Source organism: Nocardioides sp. B129/18, from assembly GCF_055282735.1.
Genome location: NZ_JBUZJI010000025.1, coordinates 1 through 12243, shown reverse-complemented (window position 1 = coordinate 12243; position 12243 = coordinate 1). Strand labels below are relative to the sequence as shown.

11 protein-coding genes are annotated in these 12243 nt (G+C 73.7%); 8 read left to right on the top strand and 3 right to left on the bottom strand.

From position 1 onward, the window contains the following. Positions 1 to 3 precede the first annotated feature (3 nt). Both ACZDWJ_RS15940 and ACZDWJ_RS15935 read right to left on the bottom strand, forming a co-directional pair. Entirely contained in the window at positions 4 to 648 is a 645-nt protein-coding gene (locus tag ACZDWJ_RS15940) for an endonuclease/exonuclease/phosphatase family protein (protein WP_463522436.1), read from the bottom strand. Positions 649 to 680: 32 nt separating this feature from the next. Then, positions 681 to 2216, bottom strand: a complete 1536-nt coding sequence (locus tag ACZDWJ_RS15935; RefSeq protein WP_463522434.1) for an alpha/beta hydrolase family protein — start codon at positions 2214 to 2216, stop codon at positions 681 to 683. A 64-nt stretch (positions 2217 to 2280) separates the two neighbouring features. Between ACZDWJ_RS15935 and ACZDWJ_RS15930 the strand changes: the two genes are divergently transcribed. Continuing rightward, the gene (locus ACZDWJ_RS15930; RefSeq protein WP_463522432.1) at positions 2281 to 2634 is read left to right on the top strand and encodes a hypothetical protein; all 354 of its coding nucleotides are present in this window, start codon (positions 2281 to 2283) and stop codon (positions 2632 to 2634) included. A 3-nt stretch (positions 2635 to 2637) separates the two neighbouring features. Here ACZDWJ_RS15930 and ACZDWJ_RS15925 read toward each other — a convergent pair whose 3' ends face one another. After that, complete coding sequence (locus tag ACZDWJ_RS15925) at positions 2638 to 3375, bottom strand: IclR family transcriptional regulator (RefSeq protein ID WP_463522430.1); 738 nt, start codon at positions 3373 to 3375, stop codon at positions 2638 to 2640. Between the two features lie 109 nt (positions 3376 to 3484). Between ACZDWJ_RS15925 and ACZDWJ_RS15920 the strand changes: the two genes are divergently transcribed. The 7 genes from ACZDWJ_RS15920 (at position 3485) to ACZDWJ_RS15890 (ending at position 12191) form a co-directional block, all read left to right on the top strand. Continuing rightward, entirely contained in the window at positions 3485 to 5653 is a 2169-nt protein-coding gene (locus tag ACZDWJ_RS15920) for a malate synthase G (RefSeq protein WP_463522428.1), read from the top strand. Continuing rightward, positions 5653 to 6072, top strand: coding sequence for a GlcG/HbpS family heme-binding protein (locus ACZDWJ_RS15915; RefSeq protein ID WP_463522426.1), 420 nt, complete (start codon positions 5653 to 5655; stop codon positions 6070 to 6072). The genes ACZDWJ_RS15920 and ACZDWJ_RS15915 overlap by 1 nt, the downstream gene beginning before the upstream one ends. Before the next feature lie 13 nt (positions 6073 to 6085). Then, a complete protein-coding gene (locus ACZDWJ_RS15910) occupies positions 6086 to 7549 on the top strand; it encodes an FAD-linked oxidase C-terminal domain-containing protein (RefSeq protein ID WP_463522424.1) in 1464 nt (487 codons plus the stop codon). Then, positions 7549 to 8700 carry an FAD-binding oxidoreductase gene (locus tag ACZDWJ_RS15905; RefSeq protein WP_463522422.1) on the top strand — a complete coding sequence of 384 codons (1152 nt, stop codon included), beginning with the start codon at positions 7549 to 7551 and terminating at the stop codon, positions 8698 to 8700. Before ACZDWJ_RS15910 ends, ACZDWJ_RS15905 begins: the two co-directional genes overlap by 1 nt. Next, a complete protein-coding gene (gene glcF / locus ACZDWJ_RS15900; RefSeq protein WP_463522420.1) occupies positions 8700 to 10031 on the top strand; it encodes a glycolate oxidase subunit GlcF in 1332 nt (443 codons plus the stop codon). The genes ACZDWJ_RS15905 and glcF overlap by 1 nt, the downstream gene beginning before the upstream one ends. Before the next feature lie 22 nt (positions 10032 to 10053). Beyond that, positions 10054 to 11748 carry an L-lactate permease gene (locus tag ACZDWJ_RS15895; protein WP_463522418.1) on the top strand — a complete coding sequence of 565 codons (1695 nt, stop codon included), beginning with the start codon at positions 10054 to 10056 and terminating at the stop codon, positions 11746 to 11748. A 224-nt stretch (positions 11749 to 11972) separates the two neighbouring features. Then, the gene (locus ACZDWJ_RS15890; protein ID WP_463522416.1) at positions 11973 to 12191 is read left to right on the top strand and encodes a hypothetical protein; all 219 of its coding nucleotides are present in this window, start codon (positions 11973 to 11975) and stop codon (positions 12189 to 12191) included. The last annotated feature ends 52 nt before the right edge of the window (positions 12192 to 12243 follow it).

The following is a 12243-nucleotide window of genomic DNA, read 5'->3' as shown; positions in this document are numbered from 1 at the left end:
AGGCTAGTGGGGGAGCGCCTCGACGACGTAGGCGTCGTGATCGGAGAGCCGACGGCCGGCGTGGGTGGCGTCGACGCGCTCGGCGGTCACGACGGTCCAGGAGTCGGGCACGGCGAGGTGGTCGATGGAGGCCAGGCCCTCGATGCGGTGCGGAAGCTCGGCCGTCGGCAGCTGCAGACCGAGCCGCGACAGCGCCTCCCGCAGCCAGGTGCGGCCGGCCTTCGTGCCTGCGGTCTCCGGCCCGGTGAAGGCCTGGTTCCAGTCGCCGCCCCACACCTGCGGTGCCGACGCCTCCACCGCGCTCGCCGCATGGATGGTCTTCTCGACCAGCCGCTCGCCGACCCAGAACGGTCGCGGCGTGCACCCGCGCCACGGCAGGATCGAGGAGCACCAGCGCAGCCCGTGCGCCGTCCCCGACACGGACGCAGGATGCGGGAGCGCGACGTCCTCGACGGGCTCCCGGGCCGCGATCGCCGCCCAGTGTCGCTTGGTCGCCATCGGGTCGACGGTCGACGCGAGGTGCCAGCCGGGCAGGGCCACCCGCTCGGACACCTCGGTGAGCAGCAGGACGTCGGCGCGCAGCCCGTCGAGCAGCGCCGCGTGCCGTTCGTCCCAGCGTCCAGCGAGGTTCCAGGTGGCGATGCGCATCCGCGGAACCTAAGCCCGCGGGCCGTCCGACCTCAGCAGCCCACGCCTGTCCAGTCGCCGCTCTCGACCTTGCGGGAGCCCGAGGTGAGCGAGTACGCCGAGCAGAACCGGTCGCTGGCGAGGGCCGCGCGGTCGAGCACGATCGGCTTCCACACGCCGGCGCCCTGCGGCTCGAGGTAGCGCATCCGGGTGGCGAGCAGGGGTGCGAGGGACTCCCCGCGCAGGTAGTGGCCGAGCCAGCGCTGGGCGAGCGCGCTGCTGATGTCCTGGCCGTAGCGGGAGGCCGGGAGCACGAGCGGGATGTCGGTGAACTCCAGGTGGGTGCTGGCGCGAGGCACGTAGACCATCGAGTCGACGCCGGCGGCGCGCCAGGCGTCGAAGCCGGTGGCCTTCTCGCGGTCGGGGTCGATGCCCTGCGGGCTGGGCGCGGGCATGAGCGAGCTGCCGCCGGAGAGCAGGGACGGCGTCACGGTGAAGCCGTACTCGGCCTGCAGGCCCAGCGCCGGGACGACCGGCTTCGCCTCGCCGGTGACGGTCGGCACCGGGGTGCCGCCGGTGTTGGAGCCGAGCTTGTCGAGGGCGATGGCGGTGGCGACGCGCCTGTCGTAGCCCTGCACGCGGCTGACGGCGAAGGCGCCCATCGAGTGCCCGATGATCGCGATCCGCGTGGTGCGGCCGGGGGCGGTCGGACGCGGCAGCGGGCTGCGGTCCCACAGGCTCCACCAGGGGTTGAAGGCGTCGACCCGCGTCCCGGCCGAGCCGGGGTTGGCGTAGGGCTTGGCGGGGGTGGAGGTGAGGAAGTCGAGGGCGTCGACGGTGCCGGTGGTGAAGTTCGAGAGCTGCTGGAAGGGGACGCCGGGGCACGGCGTCGTCTCGCGGGTGCCGAGGGCGGGGTCGCCGGCGGTGCCGCCGAAGGGGTTGCAGAACGGGAACGCGTGGCCGGAGGTGTGCGGGAGGGTCTCGCTGGTGCCCTCGCCCTGCACGTCGAAGAGCAGCACGAGGTAGCCGCGCTCGGCGAGGTCCTGGGCCAGCCAGCGGTACATCCCCTGCGAGCCGCCCACCGAGCCGGGGGTGATGACGACGGCCGGGTACGGTCCGGTGATCGCCGCGCCGGTGTAGGGGTCGCGCGCGTTCGCCAGCGGCGCGTAGAGGGTGCCCTGGAGGCGGGCGCCGAAGCGGTTGGTGAACGCGACGGCCCGCTCGCGGCCGCGGGTGCCCGCCCAGCCGGCGCGCAGCGGGTTGCCGACGTTCCAGCCCGGCACGAGCAGCGCCGGGGTCACCGCGAGCCGCAGCGGGTTCGCGGCCTGGGCGAGCAGCTGCGTGGCGGTGAGCAGCGAGGTCTGCTGCACCAGCGCGGGCAGGTAGCGCGGGTTCTGCAGCTGGCCTCCGGGTCCGGTGATGCGGCCGTACGCCTCGGCCATGTGGGCCACGTCGGACACCGGGTCCACCGGTCGCGGCTCGCCGGCCGCATGCGCCGGAGCGGTGAGGACGGCGGTGCCGGAGACGAGCAGCGTCAGGGCGGCGAGGACGGACGCGGCGATGCCGCGACGGAGGGGGAGAGGTCGCACGCGAGGCTCAACGACCAGGTGTGATGGGGGTTACCCGACCTGCGTTGCTAGCGTCGCGCAGGCCATGAGCCGCCCTGATCTCGACGTCCTGCTCTGCCGCGACTGCTGCTGCGGCACCACCCGCAAGCACCCTGGCGTCGACCACGCCGCCCAGCGCGACGCCCTGGAGGCCAGCGGCGACCTGCCCGGCGTCCGGGTCCGCGTCGTCGACTGCCTCGACGAGTGCGACCGCAGCAACGTGGTGCTCGTGCGCGACTTCGCGGCGATGCGCACCGGCAAGGCGCGCCGTCCGATCGACACCTGGTTCGGGGGCGTCCTCGCCGAGCGGCTCACCGACGAGCTGGTCGGCTGGATCCGCGAGCGCGGCGAGGTCCCCGCGCGGCTGCGGAACCAGGTGTTCAAGGCCAAGCGCGCGTAGGCCTCACTCCGAAGGCGCCCCCAGATCGCGCGCGGCGCGCTGCAGCAGCGGGACGGCGCGCGCGAGCAGCTCGTCGGTCATCCGGGTGACCGGGCCGGAGACCGAGACCGCCAGCCAGGGCAGGGGGTCGCCGACCGCGACGGCGACGCAGCGCACGCCGATCTCCTGCTCCTGCTCGTCGAGGGCGTAGCCGCGCTCGCGGATCAGCGTGAGGTCGTCGAGCAGGGCGGCCTCGGTGACGAGGGTGTGCTCGGTGCAGCGCGCCTGCCCGACGGCGCGGACGAGCTCGAGGGCGGTGTCGTCGTCGAGGCGGGCCAGCAGGGCCTTGCCGACGCCGGTCGAGTGGAGGTCGACGAGCCGGCCGACCTCGGTGAACATCCGCATCGTGTGCCGCCCGGGCACCTGGGCGACGTACTGGGCGCGGGGGCCGGAGAGCATGGCGAGGTTGGCGGTCTCGCCGACGGCGTCGACGAGCCGGGCGAGCACGCCCTCGGCGTCGACGCCCACGAGCGAGCCGGCGAGCGTGCCCAGCGGCACGAGCCGCGCGCCGAGGGCGTAGCGGCGGTCGGGCGTCTGGTGGACGTAGCCGCGGTCGAGCAGGGTGCGCAGCAGCCGGTGGGCGGTGGGCACGGGCAGGTCGGCGCCGGCCGCGAGCTCGCCGACGGCGAGGCGTCCGCCGCGCGCGGCCAGCGTCTCGAGCAGGTCGAGCGCGCGATGCAGGGACTGCACGCCGTCGGCCATGCGTCCTCACCCCCTGTGACGGTTGACACTCCGCAGGCCAGATGCCTAGTTTCGTAGAGCAGAGCCAGTCTTCCACGATGTGAAATCTCAGGCAAGCATGAGGAGCGGCATGGCAGAGCAGCGCGTGACGACCGGTGGCCTCTCGGTGGCCCCCGAGCTCCACCGGTGGGTGGTCGAGGAGGGCCTGCCCGGCACGGGCCTGGCGCCCGACGCCTTCTGGTCCGGTCTGGCCAGGCTCATCGACGAGATCGCGCCGCGCCAGCGGGCGCTGCTCGAGCGCCGCGAGGAGCTCCAGGCGCAGATCGACGCCTGGCACCGCGCGCACCCCGGGCGTCCCGACCCCGAGGCCTACCGCGCCTTCCTGCGTGAGATCGGCTACCTGCTCGACGAGCCCGCCGAGGTGGCCGTCACCACCGAGGGCGTCGACGACGAGGTGGCCCGCATCCCCGGCCCGCAGCTGGTGGTGCCGCTGCTCAACGCGCGCTTCGCCACCAACGCCGTCAACGCCCGCTGGGGCTCGCTCTACGACGCCCTCTACGGCACCGACGTCGTCCCGCAGGACGGCGAGCTCGCGCCCGGCGAGGGCTACAGCCGGGCCCGCGGCGACGAGGTGATCCGCCGCGGCCGCGCCTTCCTCGACGAGCACTTCCCGCTCGAGGGCGCCTCCCACGCCGACGCCGAGCGCTACGCCGTCGACGACGCCGGCCTCGCGGTGCACGTCAAGGGCGAGCCGCACCGCCTGGCCGACCCCGGCCAGCACGTCGGGCACCGCGGCGAGCCGTCCGCGCCCGAGGCCGTCGTCCTGGTGCACCACGACCTCCACGTCGAGGTGCAGGTCGACGCCTCCGACCCCATCGGCGCCACCGACCGCGCCGGGGTCAAGGACCTCCTGCTGGAGTCCGCGGTCTCCACGATCATGGACCTCGAGGACTCCGTCGCGGCCGTCGACGCCGAGGACAAGGTGCTCGGCTACCGCAACTGGCTGCGGCTCATGGACGGCACCCTCGCCGAGGACGTCACCAAGGGCGGGCGCACCTTCACCCGCGCGATGAACCCCGACCGCACCGTCACCGGCCCGCACGGCGAGGAGATCGCGCTGCGCGGCCGCTCGCTGCTGTTCATCCGCCAGGTCGGCCACCTCATGACCACCGACGCCGTGCTCGACGCCGAGGGCCGCGAGGTGCCCGAGGGCGTCCTCGACGCCGTCATGACCGCGCTCGGCAGCCTGCGCGACGTGCGCGGCGAGACCACGCGCCGCAACTCGCTGACCGGCTCGATGTACGTGGTGAAGCCCAAGATGCACGGCCCCGAGGAGGTCGCGCTCGCCGTCGACCTCTTCGCCGGCGTCGAGCGGCTGCTCGGCCTGGAGCCGCTGGCGATCAAGGTCGGCATCATGGACGAGGAGCGCCGCACCTCCCTCAACCTCAAGGCCTGCATCGAGCAGGCTCGCGAGCGCGTGGTGTTCATCAACACCGGCTTCCTCGACCGCACGGGCGACGAGATCCACACCTCCATGCAGGCCGGCCCGATGGTGCGCAAGAACGACATGCGCGGCGAGACCTGGATCGGCGCCTACGAGGACCTCAACGTCGACGTCGGCCTGGAGTGCGGTCTGCTCGGACGCGGCCAGATCGGCAAGGGCATGTGGGCCGCGCCCGACTCCCTCGCCGCGATGCTCGAGGCGAAGATCGGCCACCCGCAGGCCGGCGCCACCTGCGCCTGGGTGCCCTCGCCGACCGCCGCCACCCTCCACGCCCTGCACTACCACCAGGTCGACGTGCACGCCCGGCAGGCCGAGCTCGCCGCGGGCGGACGGCGTCGCGACCGGCACGACCTCCTCGCCGTCCCGCTGGGCGACCCCGCCTCGTGGAGCGAGGAGGAGCGTCGCCAGGAGATCGAGAACAACCTGCAGAGCCTGCTGGGCTACGTCGTGCGCTGGATCGACGCCGGCGTCGGCTGCTCGAAGGTCCCCGACATCACCGGCGAGCCGCTCATGGAGGACCGCGCCACCTGCCGCATCTCCGCCCAGCACGTCGCCAACTGGCTGCACCACGGCGTCGTCACCGCCGACCAGGTCGAGGAGACGCTGCGCCGGATGGCCGCCGTCGTCGACGAGCAGAACGCCGGCTCGGACGGCTACGAGCCGATGGCGCCGGGCTTCGACGGGGCCGCGTTCGCCGCCGCCCACGACCTCGTCTTCGAGGGCCTGGCCCAGCCCAGCGGCTACACCGAGCCGATCCTCCACCGCCGTCGCGCCGAGAAGAAGGGCCAGCACTGATGGACCTCGAGACCGCCCGCACCATCGTCGCCGGAGCCCGCGCGCACGCCGCCGAGTCCGGCCTCAGGCCGCTCACCGTGGTCGTGCTCGACGCCGGGGGCCACGTGGTGGCCGCCGAGCGCGAGGACGGCGCGTCGATCGGTCGCTTCGAGATCGGCTTCGGCAAGGCCTACGGCGCGCTCGCGCTGGGTCAGGGCTCGCGGGCCACGATGGCCCGCGCCGAGCAGCAGGCCTACTTCGTCGGCGCCGCGGGCGCGGCCATCGGGGGAGCGCTGGTGCCCGTGCCCGGCGGGGTGCTGGTCCGCAGCGGCGAGCAGCTGCTGGGGGCCGTCGGCATCACCGGCGACACCTCCGACCACGACGAGGCCGCGGCCGTCGCCGGCATCGAGGCCGCCGGCCTCACCGCCCAGGTCGACTGAGGGGGAGCGCGTCATGAGTCTCGGGATCGACGCGGTGGCCGACGTCGCACGCCGGCTGCTGCCCGACGACGCCGTCATCACCGACCAGGCGCGGCTGCGCACCTACGAGTGCGACGGGCTGGCGCACTACCGCGTCGTGCCGGCGCTGGTGGTGATCCCGCCCGACGCCGCCGCGCTCGCCGCGATCGTGCGGGCCTGCCACGAGCACGGCGTCCCGTTCGTGGCGCGCGGCGCCGGCACCGGCCTGTCCGGCGGTGCGCTGCCGCACGCCGAGGGCGTCCTGGTGGTCACCTCGCGGCTGCGCGAGATCCACGCGGTGCGCGCCGACGACCAGCGCGCCGTCGTCGAGCCGGGCGTCATCAACCTCGACGTCACCCGCGCCGCCACCCCCACCGGCTACTACTACGCGCCCGACCCGTCGTCCCAGCAGATCTGCACGATCGGCGGCAACCTGGCCGAGAACTCCGGCGGCGCCCACTGTCTGAAGTACGGCTTCACCGCCAATCACGTGCTCGCCGCCGAGTTCGTCACGCCGCAGGGCGAGCAGGTGCGGCTGGGCACGGACGCTCCCGACGCCCCGGGCTACGACCTGCTGGGCGCGGTGATCGGCTCGGAGGGCACGCTCGGCGTCGTCACCGAGGCCACGCTGCGCCTGGTGCGCCTGCCCGAGGAGGTGCGCACGATCCTCGTCGGGTTCGCCTCCACCGACCAGGCGGGTGCGGCGACGTCGGCGATCATCGCGGCGGGCGTCGTCCCGGCGGCCATCGAGATGATGGACGCGCTGGCCATCGAGGCCGCCGAGGCGGCGGTCCACTGCGACTACCCGGCCGGCGCCGGCGCGGTGCTCGTCATCGAGCTCGACGGACCGTCCGTCGAGGTCGAGGCCGAGTACGCCGAGGTCGAGCGGCTGTGCGCCGAGCACGGCGCCTTCGAGCAGCGCCTGGCCACCGACCCCGCCGACCGCGCGCTGATCTGGAAGGGCCGCAAGTCGGCGTTCGCCGCGGTGGGCCGCATCAGCCCCGACTACATCGTCCAGGACGGCGTCATCCCGCGCACCGCGCTGCCCGAGGTGCTTACCGCGATCGCCGAGGTCTCGCGCCGCTCGGGCGTGCGGGTGGCCAACGTCTTCCACGCCGGCGACGGCAACCTGCACCCGCTCGTCCTCTTCGACGACGCCATCGAGGGTGCGGGGGAGGCCGCGGAGAAGGTCAGCGGCGCCATCCTCGACCTCTGCATCGAGCACGGCGGCTCCATCACCGGCGAGCACGGCGTCGGCATGGACAAGGCCAAGTACATGCCCCGCATGTACGACGAGGACGACCTCGACACCATGCAGCTGGTGCGCTGCGCCTTCGACCCCGCCGGCCTGGCCAACCCCGGCAAGGTCTTCCCGACGCCGCGGCTGTGCGGCGAGGTGCCCGGACGCCGCAAGGGCGCCCATCCGCTGCAGGAGGCCGGACTGGCGGAGGTCTTCTGATGGCCACCCTCACCGACGCCGTCGACGGCGTCGCCGTCGGGCGCGTCGCCCGCCCCACCAGCACCGCCGAGGTCGCCGAGGTGATGCGCGAGGCCGCCGCCGCGGGGCACAGCGTCGTCCCACGTGGCGCCGGCACCAAGCTCGGCTGGGGTCCACCGCCCACCTCCGCCGACGTGCTGCTCGACCTGTCCGGCCTCGACCGCGTGCTCGACCACCAGGCCGGCGACCTCATCGTCGCCGTCGAGGCCGGCGTCCCGCTGGCCGTGCTGCGCACCACGCTCGCCGCGCAGGGGCAGCGGCTCGTCGTCGACGAGACCCGCCCCGGCGCCACCGTCGGCGGCTCCCTGGCCGCGCACGCCTCGGGCCCCGAGCGGGTGCTCGTCGGCACCGTCCGCGACCTGCTCATCGGCCTGACGATCGTGCGTCACGACGGCGTGGTGGCCAAGGCCGGCGGACGCGTGGTCAAGAACGTCGCCGGCTACGACCTCGGCAAGCTGATGATCGGCTCCTTCGGCACGCTCGGCGTCATCACCGAGGCGATCTTCCGCCTGCACCCGGTGCCCGACGCGCAGGCCTGGGTGTCCGCGCCCGTCGCCGACGCCGCGCAGGCGAACGCCCTCGCCCATGCCGTGGTGCACGGCCAGGCCGTCGCCGCCGCCGTCGACGCCTCCGGACGCGGCACCCTCACCGCCCTGCTCAACGGTCGCGCCGACGGCGTCGCCCAGCGGGCTGCTTCCGTCGCCGCCGAGCTCGGGGGAGCGGACGTCGCCGACGCCGCGCCCGCGGGCTGGGGCGGCTATCCGTGGGGGAGCGGCGAGGTGGGCCTGAAGCTCACTTGCGTGCTCTCCGGGCTGCGCGACGTGCTCGCCGCGGCGGCCGCCGTCGGCGCCCGCGTGCGCGGCTCGGCCGGAGCCGGCGTCCTCTACGCTGCCCTGCCCGCCGAGGGCGACGTCGCCGGAGCGCTCGCGTCGCTGCGGGCCGCGTGCGCCGCCCACGGCGGCTCGGCGGTCGTCGTCGAGGCGCCGCCGGCGCTGGAGGCCGCGCTCGACCTGTGGGGCCCGATCCCGGGGCTCGACCTCATGCACCGCGTCAAGCAGCAGTTCGACCCCGACCACCGGCTCGCGCCGGGCCGCTTCGTGGGAGGCAACTGATGACCCAGCAGGACGAGTTCAACGCCTTCGGCGCCTTCGATGAGCACCACCCGCCGGACGCCGCCCTCGTCGGCGACTGCGTCCACTGCGGGTTCTGCCTGCCCACCTGCCCCACCTACGTGCTGTGGGGCGAGGAGATGGACTCCCCGCGCGGGCGCATCCACCTGATGAAGCAAAGCCTCGAGGGCGAGCCGATGAGCGACTCGATGGTCGAGCACTGGGACGCCTGCCTGGGCTGCATGGCGTGCGTGACCGCCTGTCCCTCGGGCGTGCAGTACGACGTCCTCATCGAGCAGACCCGCAACCAGGTGGAGCGTCACCACGAGCGCACCCGCGGCGACCGCGCGCTGCGGCGGCTGATCTTCGAGATCTTCCCGCACCCCAAGCGCCTGAGGATGCTGCGCGGACCCCTGCGCGCAGTCCAGGCCACCGGTCTCGACCGCGCCCTGCGCCGCACCGGCCTGCTCGAGCGGATCTCCCCGCAGCTGGCCGCGATGGAGGGCCTCGCGCCCCGGCTCGGCCCGCCGCTGCCGCTGCCCACCTACATCCCCGCCACCGGACGGCGTCGCGGCACCGTGGGGCTGCTCACCGGCTGCGTGCAGGGGGCGTTCTTCCCCGGCGTCAACGCCGCCACCGCCCGCGTGCTGCAGGCCGAGGGGCTCGACGTCGTCGTCCCGCGCTCGCAGGGCTGCTGCGGCGCGCTCTCGGCGCACAACGGCCGCGAGGAGGAGGCGCAGGCCTACGCCCGCCGGCTCGTCGACGCCTTCGCGGAGGCCGAGGTGGAGCACGTCGTCGTCAACGCCGCCGGGTGCGGCTCGACGATGAAGGAGTACGCCGCCCTGCTCGCCGACGACCCCGCGTACGCCGCCCGCGCCGCCGCGTTCGCCGAGAAGGTGCGCGACGTCTCGGAGATCCTCGACGAGATCGGCGCGGTCGCCCCGCGGCACCCGCTGGAGGTCACCGTCGCCTACCACGACGCCTGCCACCTCTCCCACGCCCAGGGCGTGCGCGCCGAGCCGCGTCGACTCCTCGCCGACATCCCCGGCCTCACGGTGCGCGAGATCGCCGAGGCCGAGCTGTGCTGCGGCTCGGCGGGCATCTACAACATCCTCAACCCCGAGCCGGCCCGCGAGCTGGGCGACCGCAAGGCGCGCAACATCGTCGCCACCGGTGCGCAGCTGCTCGTCACCGCCAACCCCGGCTGCCTGATGCAGGTGGCCAGCGCCATCGAGCGATCGGGGCACCCGATGGGCATGGCCCACACCATCGAGGTGCTCGACACCTCCATCCGCGGTGCGGGGGCCGCCTCGCTGCTGCCCGACGCCCGCTGATCCGCCACCCCAGGAGACCCTCGTGTTCCAGCAAGACCTCCAGCCGGTCGGCGACTCGCTCGGCCTCAGCGCCGCCGTCGCGGCCCTGCCCCTGCTGACCCTGTTCGTCCTCCTCGGCGGCCTGCGCATGAAGGCGTGGACGGCCGGCCTCATCTCGCTGGCGGTCTCGCTGGTGATCGCGGTGGCGCTGTTCGGCATGCCCGTCGACCAGTCGCTGCTCGCGGCCGCCGACGGCGCCGCGTTCGGCTTCTTCCCGATCCTGTGGATCGTCATCAACGCGATCTGGGTCTACAACCTCACCGTCGCCTCGGGGCACTTCGACGTGCTGCGCCGCTCCTTCGAGAAGGTCAGCCCCGACCAGCGCATCCAGGCGATCATCATCGCCTTCTGCTTCGGCGCCCTCCTCGAGGCGCTCGCCGGCTTCGGGACGCCGGTGGCGATCACCGTCGTCATGCTGATGGCGCTGGGCTTCCGGCCGATCAAGGCCGCCGCCGTCGCCCTCATCGCCAACACCGCGCCCGTGGCCTTCGGCGCCCTGGCCACCCCGATCGTCACCCTCGCGCAGGTCACCTCCGGCGTCAGCGACGACCCGCGCCTCACCGTCGACGGCCTCGGCGGCATGGTCGGACGCCAGACGCCGCTGCTGGCCGTCGTCGTCCCGCTGATCCTGGTGCTCGTCGTCGACGGCCGCCGCGGACTGCGCGCCACCTGGCTGCCGGCGCTGGTCTGCGGCCTCGCCTTCGGCGCCGCCCAGTTCGTCGCCTCCAACCACATCTCGGTGCAGCTCGCCGACATCATCGCCGCCCTCGTCGGCGCGCTCGCCGTCGTCGCCCTGCTCCGCGTCTGGACCCCCGCCGAGGTGCTCACCGCCGAGCAGGCCCGCGCCGAGGACCCCGACGCCGGCTCCGCCCAGCCCGCCGGCTCCGGCGGCACCGCGACGGCCGTCGAGACCGCCGTCGTCACCGACACCAAGGCCGACGTCGCCCGCGCCTACGCCCCGTACCTGATCATCATCGCGATCTTCTCGATCGTCAGCCTGCCGTCGGTGATGGACGCCCTGGCCAAGGAGCCGTTCACCTACGTCGTCGACTGGCCGGGCCTCGACGTCGCCAACCCCTCGGGCGCCGCGGTGGCCACCCAGTTCAAGATCAACTGGCTGCCCGCCGCCGGCACCCTGATGATCCTGGCCGGCATCCTCACCGCCGCGATCCTGCGCATCTCGCCGGCCCGCGCCCTGCGCGCGTACGGCCGCACCTACGTCGAGCTGCGCTCGGCGATCGTGACGGTGATGGCGGTGCTGGGCCTGGCCTACGTCATGAACCTCTCCGGCCAGACCACCACCCTCGGCGCCTACCTGGCCGGCGCGGGCGGCCTGTTCGTCGTCCTCTCGCCGATCCTCGGCTGGATCGGCGTGGCCGTCACCGGCTCCGACACCTCCGCCAACGCCCTGTTCGGCGCCCTGCAGGTGCAGACCGCCCGCGAGGCCGGCCTCGACCCGCTCCTCCTGGCCGCCGCCAACACCTTCGGCGGCGTCCTCGGCAAGATGGTGAGCCCCCAGAACCTCGCCATCGCCGCGGCCGCTGTCGGCATGGCCGGCCGCGAGGGCGACATCTTCCGCAAGGTCATCGGCTGGAGCCTGGCCCTGCTCGCCGTCGTCTGCGTGCTCGTCGCGCTGCAGTCGACGCCGGTGCTGAGGTGGATGGTGCCGGGGTCCTGAGCCGACCTCGACGAGGCTCCAGTTGATTGGTCAGTAGTCCGCCGTTTCCTTGGTAAACGTCCGGGCGGCCCTGACTGAGGACACTGCGTGCGCTGAGACCCGAACAAAGTGTTTCGGCGTGAACGGATCAATGGACCGCCTCCTCTCCCGGTCCCAGTCCTTCGATTGCGCGAAACGCGATGTCCTGCCCGATTCTGTCTGTTGTCGTCGGTAGGTTTGCGTACGTGACCTGGTCTGAAGCAGAGACACTGAGTGACAAGCGTCAGAACGACAGGGGGTCGGCACACCCGATCCTTCCCGAGCCCGGCCAGGTTGTGGAGGTGCGCGGCTCGACCTGGGCCGTAGTCAGCGTGCAGGTCCAGGGGCTGCCACGCAGCCCTGCCGACGAGGCCACCGCGTCGTTGTCCCATGTCGTTGACCTTCAATCGCTGGATGAGGACTGAACCGCCCCGGGATGTCCGGAGAGTTGATTCGTTGGAAGGATCTCTCTCATGG

Bases quoted from the DNA above. Each gene is read 5' to 3' on its own strand.
- ACZDWJ_RS15940 (WP_463522436.1), bottom strand. From the start codon at position 648: ATGCGCATCGCCACCTGGAACCTCGCTGGACGCTGGGACGAACGGCAC.
- ACZDWJ_RS15930 (WP_463522432.1), top strand. From the start codon at position 2,281: ATGAGCCGCCCTGATCTCGACGTCCTGCTCTGCCGCGACTGCTGCTGC.
- ACZDWJ_RS15925 (WP_463522430.1), bottom strand. From the start codon at position 3,375: ATGGCCGACGGCGTGCAGTCCCTGCATCGCGCGCTCGACCTGCTCGAG.
- ACZDWJ_RS15920 (WP_463522428.1), top strand. From the start codon at position 3,485: ATGGCAGAGCAGCGCGTGACGACCGGTGGCCTCTCGGTGGCCCCCGAG.
- ACZDWJ_RS15915 (WP_463522426.1), top strand. From the start codon at position 5,653: ATGGACCTCGAGACCGCCCGCACCATCGTCGCCGGAGCCCGCGCGCAC.
- ACZDWJ_RS15910 (WP_463522424.1), top strand. From the start codon at position 6,086: ATGAGTCTCGGGATCGACGCGGTGGCCGACGTCGCACGCCGGCTGCTG.
- ACZDWJ_RS15905 (WP_463522422.1), top strand. From the start codon at position 7,549: ATGGCCACCCTCACCGACGCCGTCGACGGCGTCGCCGTCGGGCGCGTC.
- glcF (WP_463522420.1), top strand. From the start codon at position 8,700: ATGACCCAGCAGGACGAGTTCAACGCCTTCGGCGCCTTCGATGAGCAC.